General features: G+C 56.6%; 16 protein-coding genes. All 16 read left to right on the plus strand.

Features of this window, described 5'->3' with window-relative positions:
* The first annotated feature begins 16 nt into the window (after nt 1-16).
* Nucleotides 17-1,300 carry an ATP-dependent Clp protease ATP-binding subunit ClpX gene (gene clpX / locus ACZ5IU_RS15700; RefSeq protein ID WP_464418980.1) on the plus strand — a complete coding sequence of 428 codons (1,284 nt, stop codon included), beginning with the start codon at nt 17-19 and terminating at the stop codon, nt 1,298-1,300.
* 4 nt (nt 1,301-1,304) lie between these two features.
* Nucleotides 1,305-3,650 (plus strand): endopeptidase La, encoded by a 2,346-nt coding sequence (gene lon / locus ACZ5IU_RS15705; RefSeq protein WP_464418982.1) that lies wholly within the window; start codon nt 1,305-1,307, stop codon nt 3,648-3,650.
* Between the two features lies 1 nt (nt 3,651).
* Nucleotides 3,652-4,248: a ribosome biogenesis GTP-binding protein YihA/YsxC gene (gene yihA / locus ACZ5IU_RS15710; RefSeq protein ID WP_464418984.1), complete on the plus strand. Its 597-nt coding sequence runs from the start codon at nt 3,652-3,654 to the stop codon at nt 4,246-4,248.
* Between the two features lie 29 nt (nt 4,249-4,277).
* Nucleotides 4,278-6,929 carry a valine--tRNA ligase gene (locus ACZ5IU_RS15715; protein WP_464418986.1) on the plus strand — a complete coding sequence of 884 codons (2,652 nt, stop codon included), beginning with the start codon at nt 4,278-4,280 and terminating at the stop codon, nt 6,927-6,929.
* A gap of 10 nt (nt 6,930-6,939) precedes the next feature.
* Entirely contained in the window at nt 6,940-8,262 is a 1,323-nt protein-coding gene (locus ACZ5IU_RS15720; RefSeq protein WP_464418988.1) for a bifunctional folylpolyglutamate synthase/dihydrofolate synthase, read from the plus strand.
* 164 nt (nt 8,263-8,426) lie between these two features.
* Nucleotides 8,427-9,020 carry a purine nucleoside phosphorylase YfiH/LACC1 family protein gene (locus ACZ5IU_RS15725; RefSeq protein ID WP_464418990.1) on the plus strand — a complete coding sequence of 198 codons (594 nt, stop codon included), beginning with the start codon at nt 8,427-8,429 and terminating at the stop codon, nt 9,018-9,020.
* A gap of 52 nt (nt 9,021-9,072) precedes the next feature.
* Nucleotides 9,073-10,044 carry a Gfo/Idh/MocA family oxidoreductase gene (locus tag ACZ5IU_RS15730; protein WP_464418992.1) on the plus strand — a complete coding sequence of 324 codons (972 nt, stop codon included), beginning with the start codon at nt 9,073-9,075 and terminating at the stop codon, nt 10,042-10,044.
* A 168-nt stretch (nt 10,045-10,212) separates the two neighbouring features.
* A complete protein-coding gene (locus tag ACZ5IU_RS15735) occupies nt 10,213-10,425 on the plus strand; it encodes a flagellar biosynthesis protein FliR (protein ID WP_464418994.1) in 213 nt (70 codons plus the stop codon).
* Between the two features lie 2 nt (nt 10,426-10,427).
* Nucleotides 10,428-12,335, plus strand: a complete 1,908-nt coding sequence (locus tag ACZ5IU_RS15740) for a YncE family protein (protein ID WP_464418996.1) — start codon at nt 10,428-10,430, stop codon at nt 12,333-12,335.
* Between the two features lie 18 nt (nt 12,336-12,353).
* Nucleotides 12,354-14,033, plus strand: a complete 1,680-nt coding sequence (locus ACZ5IU_RS15745; RefSeq protein ID WP_464418998.1) for an acyl-CoA mutase large subunit family protein — start codon at nt 12,354-12,356, stop codon at nt 14,031-14,033.
* Between the two features lie 19 nt (nt 14,034-14,052).
* On the plus strand, nt 14,053-14,487 hold the full coding sequence (locus ACZ5IU_RS15750; protein WP_464419000.1) for a cobalamin B12-binding domain-containing protein: 435 nt from the start codon (nt 14,053-14,055) through the stop codon (nt 14,485-14,487).
* Nucleotides 14,484-15,443 (plus strand): methylmalonyl Co-A mutase-associated GTPase MeaB, encoded by a 960-nt coding sequence (meaB, locus tag ACZ5IU_RS15755; protein WP_464419002.1) that lies wholly within the window; start codon nt 14,484-14,486, stop codon nt 15,441-15,443. Before ACZ5IU_RS15750 ends, meaB begins: the two co-directional genes overlap by 4 nt.
* Nucleotides 15,440-16,999 (plus strand): acyl-CoA carboxylase subunit beta, encoded by a 1,560-nt coding sequence (locus tag ACZ5IU_RS15760; RefSeq protein ID WP_464419004.1) that lies wholly within the window; start codon nt 15,440-15,442, stop codon nt 16,997-16,999. Before meaB ends, ACZ5IU_RS15760 begins: the two co-directional genes overlap by 4 nt.
* Before the next feature lie 12 nt (nt 17,000-17,011).
* Nucleotides 17,012-17,458 (plus strand): OadG family protein, encoded by a 447-nt coding sequence (locus ACZ5IU_RS15765; RefSeq protein WP_464419006.1) that lies wholly within the window; start codon nt 17,012-17,014, stop codon nt 17,456-17,458.
* Nucleotides 17,459-17,513: 55 nt separating this feature from the next.
* Nucleotides 17,514-17,930 (plus strand): biotin/lipoyl-containing protein, encoded by a 417-nt coding sequence (locus ACZ5IU_RS15770; protein WP_464419008.1) that lies wholly within the window; start codon nt 17,514-17,516, stop codon nt 17,928-17,930.
* 23 nt (nt 17,931-17,953) lie between these two features.
* A complete protein-coding gene (locus tag ACZ5IU_RS15775; RefSeq protein WP_464419010.1) occupies nt 17,954-19,075 on the plus strand; it encodes a sodium ion-translocating decarboxylase subunit beta in 1,122 nt (373 codons plus the stop codon).
* The last annotated feature ends 70 nt before the right edge of the window (nt 19,076-19,145 follow it).

Raw genomic sequence — 19,145 nt, forward strand, 5'->3', positions numbered from 1 at the left:
GATCGGAGGTAAACCAGTGATCACATTCGATGATAAAGGAAAAGGAAAGCAGAAGGGAACGACGCTCCGATGCTCGTTCTGCGGCAAGGGACAGGACGAGGTCCGCAAAATCATCGCGGGCCCGGGGGTATATATCTGCGATGAATGCGTCCACCTGTGTACCCTTATCCTGAATGAGGAGTCGCCCGATGCCCCGGAGCACAGACCGGAAGCGTTCAAGCTTCCGAAAGACGCTCCGAAGCCGAGGGAGATCCGGGCCTTCCTGGACCAGTACGTCATAGGACAGGAAGAAGCGAAAAAAACGGTCTCCGTGGCCGTTTATAACCATTACAGAAGAATTTCCACTGCAAGAGAGTCTGACGTCGAACTCCAGAAGAGTAACGTCCTGCTCATCGGTCCGACGGGCTCCGGAAAGACGCTGATCGCGCAGAGTCTTGCCCGCAGATTGAACGTTCCCTTTGCGATCGCCGACGCGACGACGCTCACGGAAGCCGGATACGTTGGTGAAGACGTCGAAAATATCCTCGTTCGTCTGCTCCAGGCTGCCGATTACGACGTCAGGGCGGCTGAGCAGGGAATTGTCTACATTGATGAGATCGACAAGATTTCCCGAAAATCCGAGTCCCCCTCGATTACGCGCGACGTATCCGGTGAAGGTGTCCAGCAGGCGCTTCTGAAAATACTCGAGGGAACGCTGTCCAACGTCCCTCCCAAGGGAGGGAGAAAACATCCACATCAGGAATTTGTCCAGATCGATACGAAGAACATCCTGTTTATCTGCGGCGGCGCGTTCGACGGCCTTGAAGACGTCGTTTCGCGGCGGGTGGATCGAAAGGCGATCGGTTTCGGAGGCGATCTCCTGAAAAAGACGGACCGGCAAAGACACGAAGTCCTTCGTCTCACCCAGCCTGAGGATCTCATGAAGTACGGTTTCATCCCGGAACTTGTCGGACGACTGCCTGTGCTTGTCACACTCGAGGATCTCGACGAATCGGCGCTCATGCGGATCCTCGTCGAACCGAAAAACTCTCTCGTCCGTCAGTACCAGAAGATCTTTTCCCTCGAGGGAATCAGAATGGAGCTCACCGACGACGCGATCGGAGCCGTGGCATCGCTCGCGTTCAAAAAGAGAACGGGCGCCCGCGGACTTCGGACCATTCTCGAAAAGACAATGCTTGATCTCATGTATGAAATGCCGTCCAGAAGCGACGAAGTATCGCGGATTGTGATCAACGCGGATGTCGTCAACGGACTGCAACACCCGTTGATATACGGGAAGAACGACGAGGAGGTCGCCTGATCTTATGGACGGTGAGAATCGGAACAAGGAAAACCAGCGTTGCTTCGTTCTTCCCGTTCGCGATGTCGTCGTTTTTCCGGGGGTTATCGCACCTCTCTTCGTCGGACGCCCGAGGTCGCTGAAAGCCATCGAGATGGCGATGCTTCAGGATAGAACGATCTTCGTCGTCGCGCAAAAGGACATGCAGGTCGACGACCCGGGAGAAGATGATCTGTACGCCGTCGGGACCATCTGTTCCCTTCTGCAGATGGTGCGTATCCCCGACGGAACGACGAAAGTTCTGATCGAGGGAGTCAGTCGAGGCAGAGTGGAGGCGTATCACCGCGGAAAGGAGACGCTTGAGGCCGATATCGTCCCGCTCTCCTCGCCCGAAGGGATTTCGGCTTCGCTCGAACCGTTGAAGCGGAGCGTCCTCGAACAATTCGAGAAATACGTCACGTTGCATCCGAGAATCCCGAACGAGGTTCTCATTTCCGTGCTGAACGTCGACGACCCGAAGCAACTCGCGGACCTCGTGGCATCGCATCTCTCGATCAAGGTTTCCCGAAAGCAGCGCCTTCTCGAGACCGCCGACACCGAGAAAATTCTCGGCATGCTGCTCAAGATCCTCCTCGAAGAGATCGACATCCTGCAACTTGAGCACGACATCCAGGACAAGGTCAGGCAGGAACTCGAACGCGGACACAAGGAGTACTACCTTCGGGAACAGCTCAAGATCATACAGGACGAACTCGGACAGGGGGAGGGCAGCTCCGAAATAGACGAACTCCGGGAAAAGATCGGCGCCGCCGGTATGCCCGAGGAGGTTTCATCCAAGGCCCATCACGAACTCGAACGAATGTCGAAAATGCCTCTCATGTCCGCCGAAGCGACGGTTGCCCGGACGTACATCGACTGGCTCATCTCTCTTCCGTGGGCGAAGCATTCCGAAGACGATCTCGATATTCCGCGAGCACAGAAGATTCTCGATGAAGACCATTACGGTCTCGAGAAGGTCAAGGACCGTATCCTCGAGTTTCTCTCCGTACGACGACTCGCCGGCGATTCCGCACGCGGACAGGTTCTGTGCTTCGTCGGACCTCCGGGGGTCGGAAAGACATCGCTCGGACGTTCCATCGCGCGCGCCCTCGGACGTCGTTTCGTGAACATGTCTCTCGGCGGCATGAGAGACGAAGCCGAAATCCGCGGGCACAGGAGGACATATGTCGGCGCCATGCCGGGGAGAGTTATCCAGAAGATCCGCCAGGCTGGGACACAGAACCCCGTCCTCCTCATGGATGAAATCGACAAGCTCGGCATCGACTTCAGGGGAGATCCCGCAGCGGCTCTTCTTGAGGTGCTCGATCCCGCGCAGAACAACCAGTTCACGGACCACTTTCTGGAGGTTCCGTTCGATCTCAGCGGCGTCATGTTCATAACGACGGCGAACGTTGCGCACACGATTCCGAAACCGTTGCTCGACCGTATGGAAGTCATCAGGATCCCCGGCTACGAGGAAGAGGAAAAGATGAAAATCGCCCGAAAGCACCTCATTCCTCGAATCCAGAGAGAGCATGGTCTGGACGCGAAATCCGTCCGCATCTCCCCAAGGGCCGTTCAGGGAATCATCAGGGACTATACCAGGGAGGCCGGGGTCCGGGAGCTCGACAGAAAGCTCTCGACCGTCTGCAGGAAGATCGTCCGACGGATCGTCCAGGACGATGATATAGGCGTAATGACGGAGACTCCCGTTCAGGTCGGAGTCGCGGATCTGGGTGAATATCTCGGAGCCCCGAGACGATACGATGTTTCCATCCCGAAGGACCGGCAGCAGGGGACGGTCGTCGGACTCGCATGGACGGAGGCCGGCGGTGACGTTCTCGTCATCGAGGCCGTAAAAATGAAGGGGAAGGGCGACGTCACGCTCACGGGAAACCTCGGTTCCATCATGCAGGAGTCCGCACAGGCCGCAATCGGCTTTCTCCGGTCGAAAGCCGACCTTCTCGGTCTTGCAGAGATAGACTGGAAATCGGTAGACATTCACATTCACGTTCCTGAAGGAGCGATCCCAAAGGACGGGCCTTCCGCGGGCGTGACGATGGCAGTAGCGATCCTCTCCGCCATGTCGGGACGCAACGTCCTCCCTCATATCGCCATGACCGGAGAGATTTCGCTTCAGGGAAGAGTGCTCCCTGTCGGCGGTATACGCGAGAAGATCCTGGCGGCACGAAGACAGGGCATTTCGACGGTCATTCTTCCGGAGTCGAACAGGCCGGATTTCGAGGAGATTCCGGACTGGGGGAAAAAAAGCATGGATGTTCGCTACGTCACGACCGTGGTCGACGTTTTCCATCTGGCTCTCGAGGAGTAATATGGAGAACGCACAATGGACACTTCGTTCCATCGAGACGGTTTTCGCACCCGAGAAAATCCCGCCTCATTCCGTTCCGGAGATCGTGTTCGCCGGTCGGTCGAACGTCGGCAAGTCGAGTCTGATCAACCGACTCGTCGGAAGGAAAGTCGCGTATGTCGGCGCGACACCCGGCAAGACACGCAGTATCAATTTTTTCACGATCGACGCGACGGTACCTTTTTCTCTCGTCGATCTCCCCGGATACGGATACGCGGTCGCGGGGAAATCGGAACGATCGAAATGGGCGCATCTCGTGCGCACCTATTTCGTGTCGCGTATCAGGGTGCCTCTGGTTCTGCACCTCGTCGATTTCCGCCACGGGTTTCTCGATCGGGACATCGAACTTACGGAATGGCTCTCTGGGATGCAGATCTCCGAAATGGTGGTTTTTACGAAGGCCGACAAGATATCGCGAAGCGCGCGGAAAGGAACTCTCGCGAAATACCTCAGACTCTTTTCTCTCGCCGAACAGAATTGCGTCGTGACATCTTCGGAAGATGATATCGGAGTCGGGGAACTCAGGATTCTGATAGAAAATTACGGGCGAAGCGCCTGATTTTTCGCGTTTGGAGGAGGACATTGTTCATGCCGGCAAGAAATCGAGATATGGAAAAGACATATGATCCAAAACCGATCGAAGACGCCTGGTATCAGAAATGGCTTTCAAGCGGATTGTTTCACGCTGATGCCGATTCGGCGAAACCTTCCTTTTCCATCGTCATACCGCCTCCGAATGTAACCGGTTCTCTCCACATGGGGCATGCGTTCAACAACACGTTCCAGGATATCATGTGCCGTTTCAAGAGGATGCGGGGATACAACGTTCTCTGGCTTCCCGGAACGGACCATGCCGGGATCGCCACGCAGAATGTCGTCGAGCGGCAACTCGCGAAGGAGGGGACATCGCGCCACGAAATGGGGCGGGAGGCTTTCGTCGAGAGGGTCTGGAAATGGAAGCAGCAGTATGGAGAGACGATCTCCTCGCAGCAGAAGAAGCTCGGGAATTCCTGCGACTGGGACAGAGAGCGCTTCACGCTCGACGACGGACTGTCCCGCGCCGTCAGAACCGTTTTCGTCCGCCTGTACAAAAAGGGACTTATCTACAAGGGCAAGTACATCATCAACTGGTGTTCGCGCTGCCACACGGCACTTTCTGACATTGAAGTCGAGCACGAGAACGAGAATGGAAGATTCTACCACGTACGATATCCGTTCGTCGGAGAAGAAGGAAGTGTCGTCATTGCGACGACGCGTCCCGAGACGATCTACGGTGATGTCGCCATTGCGGTGCATCCACGTGACGAGAAGAACCGGCATCTTGTCGGAAAACAAGTTCGCGTCCCGCTTGGAGGTCGCGTCATACCGATCATAGAAGACAATATGGTCGATCCGGAATTCGGAACCGGATGCGTCAAAATAACCCCCGCGCATGATTCGAACGATTTCCTCGTCGGACAGCGGCACGGTCTCCCGCAGATCCAGGTCATCGACGGAGAGGGAATCATGAACGCGAATGCCCCGGAGCTGGAAAACATGCCCGTCGCGGAAGCCAGGAAGAAGGCGGCTCAGCTTCTCGGGCAGAGCGGCTCGCTGGTTCGCGAGGAGGAGATCGAGCATTCCGTCGGGCACTGTTACCGATGCCGGACAGTAGTCGAACCGTACCTTTCGGAGCAATGGTTCGTCCGGACGAAACCGCTCGCCGAAGCCGGCATCGATGCCGTCAGACGGGGAGAGATCCGGTTCGTTCCGGAGCAATGGGAAAAAACGTACTATCAATGGATGGAGAATATCCGTGACTGGTGCATCTCCCGCCAATTGTGGTGGGGACACAGGATTCCGGCATGGACATGCGGGGAGTGCGGCCATATCACGGTTTCGGAAATGGATCCCACCTGTTGCGAGAAGTGCGGCGGCACAAATATCCATCAGGACGAAGACGTTCTCGATACCTGGTTCAGCAGCGCACTGTGGCCGTTCTCGACGCTCGGATGGCCCGACACGACGAAAGAGCTTTCCGCGTTTTATCCGACATCGCTCATGGTTACCGGATTCGACATCATCTTCTTCTGGGTCGCCCGCATGATCATGATGGGCCTCGAATTCATGGGGAGGGAACCCTTCCGCGACGTCTACATACACGCTCTCATCAGAGACGAGGTCGGACAGAAGATGAGCAAGTCGAAGGGGAACGTCATCGATCCTCTCGACATGATCGACCGCTACGGCGCTGACGCTCTCCGTCTCACACTTGCCTCGCTCACGGTGCAGGGACGGGATATCCTCCTCTCGCCCGCAAAGATCGAGACATACCGGCTCTTCATGAACAAGCTCTGGAACGCAAGCCGTTTCGCGCTCGCGAACCTCGACGATACGGAACGCTCCTGGAAAGAGCACATCGCCTCGCTTCGTATGCACGACTGCTGGATTCTGAAGAGAACCTCGGAAGTCGCCATCGAAACGGAGAAACTGCTTGGCGGATATTTCATCGGCGAATCCGCGAGGAGTTTGTATGACTTTGTCTGGGGAGAAGTCTGCGACTGGTATCTCGAACTCGCAAAACCGGCGCTCAGGGGCGAGGAAGGAGGAGCTCGCCGACAGGCATCAATGGCGGTCGTCGAATACGTTTTCCGTCACGTCCTCCTTTCGCTGCATCCGTTCATTCCCTTCGTGACGGAGGAACTCTGGCGCAATTTCGGCTTTACGACGTCGCTCATTGAAGAAAACGTGTGGTCGATCGACCCGGTCGACACGCCGGAACAAAACGACGTCAAAGAGTCTATGACTGTTTTCCAGGAAATCGTCCGCGTCCTCCGGAATTTGCGTGCGGAAGCCCGAATCGCTCCGCAGCAGAAGGTCCACAGAGTCTTTCTGCAAACGTCTCAGCAGGAGATAGCCTCTCTCGTCACGGCCAACAGGGATCTCGTCGAACTGCTCGTCAAGGCCGAAGAGGTTTCCCTTTCGAGTGCGAAACCGACGGGATGCCTTGCATCTTCCTTCGCGGGAGGACAGGCGTTTCTCTACGTCGGCGATCTTCTCGACATTCCGAACGAGATTTCCCGGCTTCGCACGGAACTCGAGTCCGTGGAGAAAGACATCGCGACGTCGACATCGAAGTTGAATAACGAAAAGTTCGTCAGTAGGGCGCCCCGTGAAGTCGTCGACCAGGAGCGGACCAGACTTTCGGAGTCCGAGGCGAAACGCCGACGCATTCGCGAGAATATCGAAAGCCTCGAATGACGCGCGGATCATGAAAACATATATTGAACTTGAAGAAAAAATGACTCGTCTCTCGAGCCCGGGCATTCGCCCGGGACTCGAGAGAATCCGCAGGTTGCTGGACCTTCTCGGAAACCCCGAGGAGGCGTTCCCCGCGGTCCATATCGTCGGCACTAACGGAAAAGGCTCCGTTTCCGAATTTATCTCCGCCATATTCCGTGAATCGGGGTATAGCGTTGCGATGTACACCAGTCCTCATCTCGAAAATCCTTCCGAACGACTCCTCATTGACGGTACCCCCGTCGGACTGTCAGCTTGGGAAAATGCCGTCACTCGCATCGAAACGGCGCTTATGCGCGACGCGATCCTGAAAAGCGATCCTCCGTCCTTTTTTGAGATCGTCACGACCGCCGCCTTTTTGCTCACAGCCGAGCGGAACGTTGATATCGCCGTCATGGAAGCCGGACTTGGAGGAAGGCTTGACGCCACGAACTGCTTGAAGAACGTGCTTGTCACCGTCGTGACGTCGATTTCCATGGATCATATGGAATACCTCGGTGATACCCTCGAAAAGATCTCGGACGAGAAATTCTCGGTCATGCGCCCGGGCGCTCCCTGCATATTCTCGGGCGATCCGGACTCGCTGGTTTCTCGTTTTCGCTCATTCGCCTCCGGAAACGGAACCCCCGGATATCTCCTGAGCGATCTCGTTTCCATTTCCTCTCCGGCAATCTCACTCGACGAAACGTCTTTCGTTCTGAAATCGAAACGAACATCTTTCGAAGCGAGAATCATCACTCCTCTTCTCGGAACATATCAGATTCAGAACGGGGCGTTGTCCGCCGCTGCGTGTATCGAACTTTCCCCGCGTTTTCCCCGGCTCTCCACTTCGACGATCCTTTCGGGATTCCGCAAGGCCCGATGGCCGGGACGCCTCGAAAGATTCGGAACGAGCCCCGTCGTTCTGCTCGATGGCGCGCATAATACCGGCGGAATGAAGCGCCTTGTCGAATCGATCCGGACTCTCCTGCCGGGAGAAAACATTACCGTCCTCTTCGCCGCCATGAGAGACAAGGACTATCGTGAAAATTTCCGTCTCCTGAGCGATATCACCCAGAATCTCGTATGTACGACCGTTCCGGGAATGGAGCGCGCCGCTCCTGCAGAAATGCTTCTGTCCACAGCGCGTTCGTTCCACTGGAACGTTCCCCCTTCGGCATGGGACGATCCCGTTGCCGCTTTCCATGAGCTCCTGAAAGGATCGGAATACATTCTCTGCTGCGGCAGCCTGTACTTCATCGGCTTTATCCGTCCCCATATCCGTCGCTGGTCCGAAGGTGTCTTCGGCGAATGATCGTACGAAAATGCATGAACGGCGATCAGCCGTTTTTCTCCCTTGAGAAAAACTCCCCCATCCGGTTCTCCTTTTTTATCCGCGGGGAAGCGATGAGACGAAACACCGGAAGCGTCGGAGGGATGCGGAAGGCCGTATCGGATCTTTTCAAGGAAGACAGGCCTATGATCGCACCCAATCAGGTTCATGGAACGACGATTCTCCGCGAACATCAGGCGTTTTTTTTCCCGTCGCGTCCCGAAGGCGATGGGGTCTTCCTTTGCGACGAAAATGCGGAAGGATCACTTCGCTTTGCGGACTGCGTTCCGGTCGTTCTCTGGTCCGTACACCCCTCGCCGTGGATTCTTCTTCTCCATTCCGGGTTTGTCGGAACAACGCACAATATCGTCGGCGAAGGTATACGTCATGTTTCGCTCAGACACGGACCTGCGTCCGTCAGCGAAGCAAGAGCCTGGATCGGACCAAGGATCGGTCCGTGCTGCTATTCCAGAAATACGGACGATATCCGGACCCGACATGCGATGACGAGGCTGCCGCCCGAAACATTTACGCAAGGAACCTCTTCCGTCACCTTCGACCTCGGTAACGCCGTCCGTTTCCAGCTCATCGAAGGCGGAGTGCAGGAGAGGAATATTCTCATACATGAATGCTGTACATGTTGTGAGAAAGAAGAGTATTATTCCTACAGAGCCGGAGACACAAAGGAACGCATGTTTCTTTTGGCCCGGATTGAATCATCCACCACAGAATTCTCATAAAACGTGATAATGGTTTGTGGAATCAAATATCGCTCCGGGAGAGTGATCCCGTATGGAAATTCAAAGAGTCGGCGTCATTGGAGTCGGGCATCTCGGACAGCATCATGCACGGGTCTATACTGAAATCCTTGGTGCGCAACTCGTCGGTGTCGTTGATCAGGATGAAACACGGGCAAACGCTGTCGGAGAAACGCTGGGAGTCATGGCGTATACGGATGTCGACGACTTTATCCGAAGAGCCAATCCCGATGCGGTGAGCGTTGTCGTTCCAACCAGTCTCCACTACGATATCGCGAAAAAAGTCCTTGAGAACGGAATTCACGTCCTGATCGAGAAACCCGTGACCACGTCTGTGAGCGAGGCGGAAGATCTTCTGAAAATGGCTGCGGACTCGGGGCTGGTGCTTCAGGTGGGACATATCGAACGCTTCAACAGCGCTGTCCACTACATCTCGAAGATCGTCAGGGAACCGCTCTTTCTTCAGTCGAGGAGGCTCGGTCCCTTTTCCTCGAGAATCAGCGACGTCGGAGTCGTTCTCGATCTGATGATCCATGATATCGATATCATTCTTTCGCTCGTTCACTCGGACATAACGTCGATCTCCGCGACCGGCCGATGCGTACGCTCCAACCATGAGGATATCGCATCCGCCCAAATCTCGTTCGCCAACGGAGTGATGGCTCACGTCCTCGTAAGCAGGGTTTCCGAGAGAAGGCTCCGCCAGCTTGAGATCATGGAGCCCGAACGGTACGTATCGGTCAATTACGAAACACAGGATGTCGCTATCAATCGATGTGTCCGGCAAAACAACAGTCTCGTCGAGGTCATCGAACATCCCGTATTTCCCAAAAGCGAGCCCCTGAAGCTCGAACTCCAGCACTTCGTTTCGTGTGCCCGTGAAGGCAAACAGCCTCTTGTCGGAATAACCGACGGGAAAAGAGCGCTCGAAGTGGCTATTGCTGTTCTGAAACAGATTCACGTCGCCGGAGAAGCGGATAGCGTAATAAATAGATGCCTCGCATAAGCCCCGACGACTGATGGGGCTTTTATGCGAACGATTTATTATCATATTTATCTATAAAAATAGGCATCCTCTCAAAGTTTTATGTGACAGACGGCGATTGCACAAGTCAAGTTATATATGTAGAATCGATTTATCAATTCTCGCCTTTTAGGGAAGGGAAGAGGACGTATGCCCGCGATTAACGTACAGGCGCTTTTCGCTCTCGGAATGTTTCTGGCGGCTCTCTGCGTCGCTCGCATTGTAGTTCGTGTCCAGTCCGGAGAATGGCCCGGAGGCGCTTTGTGGGTCTTGTATCTTCGTATTCTGCTCGGATTCCTTTTCGGCGGTTCGATCGTTCTCGGGTTTTCTTCCATTGCCGGAATCGTCTTCACCCGCCCCTGACTATGAAGAAAACGGTCCGAACTCCGACGATTGTTTTAATCCTCGCGTCCCTCGTATTCCTGTCGCTCCCCTCAGATGCTTCCGGTACGCTTTCTCAGGACGTTTCCGACGGCTCGACATTGCCGCAGAGCAGAAGAATCGAATCGGAACGACTTTTCTTCAGGGCATACGATTTCTTCGTAAGCAGAAAGTACGGATTGTCGTCCGCAGAACTTGACAGGGCTCTCCAGGCAAATACATATCTCGTCGATTACTATCTTCTCAAGTCGATGCTCTTTCGCCGGACAGGCCGATATCAAGAATCGGAAAAGGCTCTCGGGTATTATCTCGAAGTCCGGCCGGGAGATGAATCATCCAGACGCTTTTTCTCCCAAATTCAAAAAGAACGGGATTTTCTCCGTCGGTTTTTTGCCTTTTCGACACAGTCGCTTCCTCCGCAGGTATCCGAGAGACCAACGGCTTCGTTCCTTTCATTCGGCTTGCTTGACAGGCCGGGAGCCGTCGGCCTCGGCAAAGTCGGGTGTTTGGGAGAGAAAATCGTTGTATGCGACACCCTGGGAGATACCGTCCTCGTTTTCAACGGAAGTGGCGACCTTCGTACGCGTATCCCGGCACCCCATCCGGTAGCGTCACTCCCCATGCAAAAGGATTCCATTCGAATCCTGTGCGGGAACGGGACGATTGTCGATGTGTTGTTATCGGATGGATCGGGGAAAACGACAACCCGCGGGAAGCTCGTGGGAACCCTTTCCGACGGAGTTCCACTCGATTCCGGGCGAGCGCTCGTCGCAAACGTAGAAAACCGCCGAATAGAAGAAATCGACCTGGAAACCATGAAAATCCTGTCGTCCTGGAAACCGGACAACCTGTCGAAACCATTCGAACCCGTTGCTCTTTCTCTCTTCGGATCCTGGCTTGCAACAGGAGATCGGAACAACGGAGTTATCACACTTCTCGACGCATCCCGTGGGTTCCGTCCTTTCTGCTCTCTCCCTTTTCCGAAGGTACGTGATCTCTGCTGGTCTTCCTGGGGAGAATTGTTCGCGATATCCGACGACGGGATTATGGCAAAAATCGCGTTTTCTCCTTCGGAAAAAGCCATGATCAGAACAGACATCGCTTCCGACTTCAGCGATGGTTGGTCGCTCTGCGAAATTGACGACGCGATCGTTTGTTTCGATGTTCGAATGTTCCGGTCCTGGCGGATGGAATATGGAGGAATGTCTCCTTTCTCCGGTTTTCTCTCCCTCTGGGATCCCATCCTTACGCGGGATGGAGACTCTCCTGCCCTTTCCCTCAAGGCTACAACAACGTTTCCCATGTTTCGCGCCATGTCGGGAAACTCTCCGATCGCGCAGGTAGTCTGGGGAGACAAGGGACTTCCGGCGAAAGTCTCGGATCTACCTTCGTCAGTTCCGGCATCTCTCCCATTTTTCTTCTCCAATGACACTCGTTCTGCCGGAGCGTCACATTCTGCCGGGACCAAGGTCCGGAGCGGCGAAGGCATTTGCGGATACCTCGAAAAAGCATGGAACCCCGAGAGGGAACGATATGAATCCATTCTCGTCGACAGCACGATTCCATTCCGTCCGGAAGATCGCGAACGGCTAACCGGATTCTGTCTCATGAACTCGATTTCAGTTTTCATCTATGCCGCGTCGATCCCGGATCCATCTATGGTTCGTCTCGCAACGCTTACGGGCGGCGGGGTCGTGTATCACCTTCCGGAGGCTCCGCTCCCGCGTTCCTCGAACGCACCGAGGACAGTGGCTTTGAAAATTCCGATTCCCTCGGATATGACAACGTCAGGCTACCCCGGGCGTTCGATGTTGTCTGTCTTTCTCGATCTCGGTATCTATCACCAGCGTGATTGGCTCCCGTTATGGGGAAACAGAATTCCAGCGCGGTAAGAAAGGGAGGAAGTTTTTATGGAAGAGAAGAGCAGAGAGGAGTTTCGTGAGAAAAAGACCGCTTACGAAAAATCCGTGGAGTCCACTCTTGAAAACAATCATGAGATGAAAGATGCATTCACGACTCTGAGCGGCATTCCAATGAATCGTCTGTATACCCCGGACGATATCGGAGAGTTCGACTATTGCCGCAATCTCGGATTTCCCGGAGACTATCCGTTCACCCGGGGGGTCCAGCCGACAATGTATCGCGGGAAACACTGGACGATGCGGATGTACGCCGGTTTCTCGACGGCCGAAGAGTCGAACAGGAGGTACAGGTATCTTCTCTCGCAGGGTTCGAGCGGCCTTTCCGTCGCTTTCGACCTTCCGACGCAGATAGGGTACGATTCCGATCATGCGATGGCGCAGGGCGAGTGCGGCAAGGTCGGTGTCGCGATCGACAGCCTTGCGGATATGGAGATTCTGTTCGGCGATATCCCCCTCGACAAGGTATCGACATCGATGACGATCAACGCTCCTGCGAGCGTTCTCCTCGCGATGTACATCTGCGTCGGCGAAAAACAGGGAATTGCGGCGAACAAACTTTCCGGAACGATACAGAACGATATTCTGAAAGAATACATCGCACGCGGAACGTATATCTTCCCTCCGAAGCCCTCCATGCGTCTCATAACCGACATATTCGCATTTTGCAGCCGCCATGTGCCAAAGTGGAATACGATTTCCATTTCCGGATACCACATTCGGGAAGCCGGCAGTACGGCCGTTCAGGAGGTTGCCTTTACTCTTTCCGATGGAATCGCGTATGTTGAAGCCGCCCGTAAGGCCGGACTCGATCCGAATGTCTTCGGACGTCGTCTTTCCTTTTTCTTCAATTCGCACAATAACTTCCTTGAGGAAGTCGCCAAATTCCGTGCTGCACGCCGCCTGTGGGCGAAAATTATGAAAGAGCGGTTCGGTGTTACGGACGAACGAGCCCAGATGTTGCGATTCCACACCCAGACCGCGGGGTGCACTCTTACGGCCCAGCAGCCGGAGAACAACATTATTCGCGTTACGCTTCAGGCGCTCGCGGCAGTACTCGGAGGAACTCAATCTCTCCACACGAACAGCATGGACGAAGCTCTCGCGCTTCCTACGGAGAAGAGTGTCGGCATCGCACTGAAGACTCAGCAGATCATTGCGTACGAATCCGGCGTAACAGATACTATCGACCCGTTCGGTGGAAGTTACGTCATCGAGACCCTCACGAATGAAATCGAGCGTCAGGCATCCGAATACATCCGGACGATCGACGAGATGGGCGGCATGCTCGCCGCGATCGAAAAGGGATACGTCCAGAAACAGGTTCAGGACGCTTCGTACGAATACCAGCTCGCGGTAGAGAAAAACAGGATTACCGTTGTCGGAGTCAATCAGTTCCAAATGGAAGAGGAGAAGAAGGACCTTCAGCTTCTTCGCGTCGATGCGTCCGTCGGAGAAAGACAAATCAGGAAACTTCGGGAAATGAAGGAACACAGGGATAACATCCTCGTGAACGAAAATCTCGCGAAGATACGGAAGGCTGCGTCCGACGAAACGGAGAACCTCATGCCGTACATTATCGAGGCTGTTCGCAGCTACGCTACAGAGGGTGAGATCTGCGGAGTACTCAGAGAAGTCTTTGGGGAATACAAAGAGAATATTATCCTGTAAAAAGGAGAGAACAACGCCCATGAAAGAGAGAAAGATCCGGGTAATCGTCGCCAAGCCGGGACTCGATGGACATGACCGGGGCGCAAAAGTCATCGCGCGCGCATTTCGCGATGCCGGAATGGAAGTCATCTATACGGGACTCCGGCAGACTCCCGAACAGATCGTCGAGACGGCCATACAGGAAGATGCGGATGCCATCGGAGTCAGCATTCTTTCCGGCGCGCATGAATTCTACTTTGCGCGCATCATCGAGCTGCTTCGCCAGAAAAAAGCGGACGATGTCCTCGTTTTCGGGGGAGGAGTCATCCCCGATTCTGATGTCCCGAAACTGCAGAGTCTCGGGGTTTCCGCCGTATTCGGTCCCGGGACGCCGACGGGAGATTGCGTCTCTTGGCTTCTGAGTGCAGTCGCGAAAAAACGCGAAGAAGAACAGGGGGAGTGTATCCCTTCGTGAGAAGTCTTTCTGAACGCGTCCTGACAGGTGACCGACGATCCGTCGCCCGAGCGATAACGTTGGCCGAAAATGGAGGAAACGAGGCCGAATCGCTGATGCGCCGTCTGTACCACAATACGGGGCGAGCTCACGTCATCGGTGTTACGGGAAGCCCCGGTTCCGGGAAAAGCACTCTCGTCGACAAGCTCATTTCGGCGTATTCGAAAAACGGAAAACGTGTTGGCGTCATTGCCGTGGATCCCTCCAGCCCCTTTTCGGGGGGAGCCATTCTTGCCGACCGCATCCGGATGCAACAACATGCGGAAGATCCGAAGGTCTTCATACGGAGTATGGGATCTCGCGGAGCGCTCGGCGGAGTGAGTACAGGAACGAAAGACGCCGCGATGATTCTCGACGCGTCGGGGTGCGATGTCATTCTCATCGAGACCGTCGGTGTCGGGCAGTCCGAGATCGATATTATCCGTATCGCCGATACTGTCTGCCTTGTACTCGTTCCGGGAATGGGGGACGACATACAGGCGATGAAGGCCGGAATAATGGAAATCGCGGACGTTTTTGCCGTCAACAAATCCGATCTGTCCGGAGCGGGAAAAGTTGTCGCGGAAATACGGATGGCGCTCGACCTTGCGCGATCTCGGGACTGGGTGCCGCCGATCGTTTCAACGATCGCAGAAACCGGCGTGGGGATGGTCGAGTTGTCGGAAGCATTCGCAAATCATGCAACGTTTCTGAAGGAAAGTGATACTGGGAAGAAGAAGCGGCGCGAAAAAATCGTCTACGACGTTGAAAGCATTCTTCTGAAAAAGGTCTCCGGATTTATCGAAAAGTCGTGGGCGCAAACGCGGACGGACGCACTCCTGCGATCTCTGGAAAACAGGGAAATCGATCCGTACGAGGTATCTGAAAACGTTTTTCGAACATATTTCCCAACGCTGGGGAGGGGAAACGAGCGATGACGGAGAGGAAGATAGAGGAGTTATGCGAGGAGGTACTGAGGAGGCGTGAGGGAGCGAGGAGCGGAGGAGGAGAGAGGGCGGTAGGGAAGCAGCGTGAGAAGGGGAAGAAGACGGCGCGGGAGCGAATAGGTGGGTTGCTCGACGCGGGGAGCTTCGTGGAGATCGACGAATACGTGACGCACCGGTGCGAGACATTCGGTCTTGGTGACAAGAAATACGCGGGAGACGGAGTCGTGACGGGCTGGGGGACGATAGACGGGAGGAAAGTCTTCGTCTACAGTCAGGACTTCACGGTGCTCGGCGGATCGCTTGGTGAGATGCACGCGAAAAAGATCTGCAAGGTGATGGACCTGGCGCTGGAAACGGGGAGCCCGGTCATCGGGATCAACGACAGCGGCGGAGCGCGGATCCAGGAAGCGGTCGACAGTCTGAACGGGTACGGAGAGATCTTCTACCGGAACACCGTCTCGAGCGGAGTCGTGCCGCAGATCTCGGTCATCGTGGGACCGACGGCTGGGGGAGCGGTCTACAGCCCTGCGCTCACCGACTACATCTTCATGGTTGAAAAGACGGGAATCATGCACATCACGGGCCCGGCGGTCATCAAGGCGGTCACGGGGGAAGACGTCAGCAGCGAAGAGCTCGGTGGGGCGAAGACGCACAACGCGAAATCGGGCAACGCGCACTTCATCGCGACGAGCGAAGACGAATGCTTCGCGCAGGTCAGGAAACTGCTGTCGTACCTTCCGTCGAACAACCTCGACCGAGCGCCGCAGGGTGTGGCGGAAGACCCCGTGGAGCGGAAAGAGTCGGCGCTGCGGGACATCGTGCCGACCAACCCGAACAAAAGCTACAACGTTCTCGACGTCATCGTGAAAGTCGTCGACGGAGGGGACTTCATGGAAGTCCAGCCGCTGTGGGCGAAAAACATCGTCACGGGCTACGGGCGGATCGGCGGGGAAGTCATCGGAATCATAGCGAACCAGGCGAAAACGATGGCGGGGTGTCTGGACATCGACGCGTCGGACAAGGCGAGCCGGTTCATCCGTCACTGCGACGCCTTCAACATCCCGATAGTCACCTTCGTCGACGTTCCGGGCTACCTTCCGGGAATCGCGCAGGAATGGGGGGGCATCATCCGTCACGGAGCGAAAATGCTCTACGCGTACAGCGAAGCGACCGTCCCGATGGTCACGGTCGTATTGCGCAAGGCGTACGGAGGGGCGTACCTCGGGATGTGCAGCAAGGCGCTCGGAGCGGACGTCGTCCTCGCGTGGCCGCAGGCGGAAATCGCGGTCATGGGAGCGGAAGGCGCGGCGAACATCGTCTTCCGGAAGGAAATCGACGACTCGGCGGACCCGACGGCCATGAGGACGCAGAAGATAGAGGAATACCGGACGGCGTTCGCGAACCCGTACGTCGCGGCGGAGCGGGGCTTCGTGGACCGGGTGATACTGCCGGAAGAGACGCGGGAAGAAATCGCGGGAGCGCTCACGCTGGCGCGGGGCAAGAGCGTTCGTCGACCGAAGAGGAAACACGGCGTCATGCCGCAGTAGGGGGAAGGGACAATGACCCCGGTACACAGCCACTTCACCGGACTCGGTGGAGCGATCGTCGTCGGACTCATCGCGTTCAGCGCGTGCTTCCTCGTCCTCGGGGGCCTCGCGCTCATCATCTACGGAATCAAATACATGGCGAAAGTCGGAGAGCGTGGGGGCACCGACGGCGGAACGCCCGCGAAGAAAGCGCCCCTCCCCGTCGCATCCCCTGGCGCCCTTCCGGTACAGACCGCATCGGCGCATCGGGACGTATGCGGAATGCAGGAAACCGTCGCGGCCATAACGGGAGCGATCCTCGCGGCGCGCGGAGGGGCGGAGTTCTGTGTCCGGAGCATCGTTCCCGTAGCGGGCGGAAGAGCCCGCGTCGCGGGAGAGACGCGCCGGAACTCGTGGGAGACGGCCGCTCTGCTCGAAAACACCGGAGAACTCGAAGGAACATGGAACGCTCCGGCATAAGGCCGGAACGCACCCCAACGCCGAACACCGACAAAACGAAGGAGGAACGCGATACATGAACAGATACAGAGTCACCGTCAACGGAACCGCCTACGACGTCCTCGTCGAGGACATGGCCTCTTCCGCACCCGTCGCGACCGGGGCGCCCGCAGCGCCCGTCGCCGTCGCGGCCCCGGTCCAGATCCCGGTCGCGCAGGCGGCGCCCGCTCCTGCCGCCGCTCCTGCGCCGGTTGCGACTCCGGCTCCCGCCCCCGCGGGGGGAACCGTCGTCAGCGCGCCGATGCCCGGCAAGATCCTCAGGATCGGAGTCGCGGTCGGAGCGCAGGTATCGGGCGGCGACGTCCTTCTCATCCTCGAGGCGATGAAAATGGAAAACGAAATCAGCGCCCCCGCCGGCGGAACGGTCCGGGAAATCCGGACGCGGGAAGGGGAATCGGTCAACACGGGCGACGTCCTCGTCGTCCTGGGCTGATCCGGGAAAGAGGCGCAGGGGCGATGGAAACCTACATCGCATCGATGGGGGCGATCTTCAGCTCATCGGGCTTCGCCGGACTGACGGTCGGAAACAGCGTCATGATCGTCGTCTCCCTCGTCATGCTCTACCTCGCGATCGGAAAGGGATTCGAGCCGCTGCTGCTCGTCCCGATCTCGTTCGGCTGTCTCCTCGTCAACATGCCGCTGTCGGGAATCATGGACGAAGGGGGCTTCCTGCGGTACATCTTCTACGGGACGGAGCACGAAATCTACCCGGTCATCATCTTCATGGGAATCGGAGCGCTCACCGACTTCGGGCCGCTGCTGGCGAACCCGGTGACGTTCCTCCTGGGGGCGGCGGCGCAGTTCGGCGTCTTCATCGCGATGATCGGAGCGGTCGCGCTGGGCTTCACGATCCAGGAAGCGGCGTCGATCGGAATCATCGGAGGGGCGGACGGCCCGACGAGCATCTATCTGACGATGAAACTCGCGCCGCAGCTCCTCGGAGCGGTCGCGGTCGCGGCGTACAGCTACATGTCGCTCGTGCCGCTGATCCAGCCGCCGGTCATCAGGCTCTTCACGAGCAAGGCGGACCGGGCGATCCGGATGGAACAGCTCAGGCCGGTCAGCAAGATGGAGCGGATCCTCTTCCCGATCGTCGCGACGATCGGATCGGGGCTGCTCCTTCCGGCGGCGGTGCCGCTGATCGGGACGCTCATGTTCGGCAACCTGCTTCGGGTATGCGGCTGCACGGAGCGGCTGAACCAGGCGGCGCAGAACGAAATCCTCAACGCGACGACGATCTTCCTGGGACTCTCGGTCGGGGCGACGATGAGCGCGAAGGACTTCCTGACGCCCGCGACGCTGAAGATCGTGCTCCTGGGACTCGTCGCGTTCGTCTTCAGCACTGCCGGAGGCGTCCTGTTCGGGCAGGTCATGAAAGTGATGAGCAAGGGAAAGATCAACCCGATGATCGGCTCGGCGGGAGTCTCCGCCGTCCCGATGGCCGCCCGCGTCGTCCAGCGCGTCTGCCAGCAGGAGAACCCCGGAAACTACCTCCTCATGCACGCCATGGGACCCAACGTCGCCGGCGTCATCGGCACCGCCGTCGCAGCCGGCGTCATGCTCACACTCCTCAGCTGACAGACTTTTGAAAACGGACACGAGAGAGGCCATCCCTTAAGGGATGGCCTCTCTCGTGTTATAGTATTGT

Source organism: Lactivibrio alcoholicus (assembly GCF_055390895.1).

Coding starts and splice junctions, on each gene's coding strand:
- lon (WP_464418982.1), top strand. CDS start 1,305: ATGGACGGTGAGAATCGGAACAAGGAAAACCAGCGTTGCTTCGTTCTT.
- yihA (WP_464418984.1), top strand. CDS start 3,652: ATGGAGAACGCACAATGGACACTTCGTTCCATCGAGACGGTTTTCGCA.
- ACZ5IU_RS15715 (WP_464418986.1), top strand. CDS start 4,278: ATGCCGGCAAGAAATCGAGATATGGAAAAGACATATGATCCAAAACCG.
- ACZ5IU_RS15720 (WP_464418988.1), top strand. CDS start 6,940: ATGAAAACATATATTGAACTTGAAGAAAAAATGACTCGTCTCTCGAGC.
- ACZ5IU_RS15725 (WP_464418990.1), top strand. CDS start 8,427: ATGATCGCACCCAATCAGGTTCATGGAACGACGATTCTCCGCGAACAT.
- ACZ5IU_RS15730 (WP_464418992.1), top strand. CDS start 9,073: ATGGAAATTCAAAGAGTCGGCGTCATTGGAGTCGGGCATCTCGGACAG.
- ACZ5IU_RS15735 (WP_464418994.1), top strand. CDS start 10,213: ATGCCCGCGATTAACGTACAGGCGCTTTTCGCTCTCGGAATGTTTCTG.
- ACZ5IU_RS15740 (WP_464418996.1), top strand. CDS start 10,428: ATGAAGAAAACGGTCCGAACTCCGACGATTGTTTTAATCCTCGCGTCC.
- ACZ5IU_RS15745 (WP_464418998.1), top strand. CDS start 12,354: ATGGAAGAGAAGAGCAGAGAGGAGTTTCGTGAGAAAAAGACCGCTTAC.
- ACZ5IU_RS15750 (WP_464419000.1), top strand. CDS start 14,053: ATGAAAGAGAGAAAGATCCGGGTAATCGTCGCCAAGCCGGGACTCGAT.
- ACZ5IU_RS15760 (WP_464419004.1), top strand. CDS start 15,440: ATGACGGAGAGGAAGATAGAGGAGTTATGCGAGGAGGTACTGAGGAGG.
- ACZ5IU_RS15765 (WP_464419006.1), top strand. CDS start 17,012: ATGACCCCGGTACACAGCCACTTCACCGGACTCGGTGGAGCGATCGTC.
- ACZ5IU_RS15770 (WP_464419008.1), top strand. CDS start 17,514: ATGAACAGATACAGAGTCACCGTCAACGGAACCGCCTACGACGTCCTC.
- ACZ5IU_RS15775 (WP_464419010.1), top strand. CDS start 17,954: ATGGAAACCTACATCGCATCGATGGGGGCGATCTTCAGCTCATCGGGC.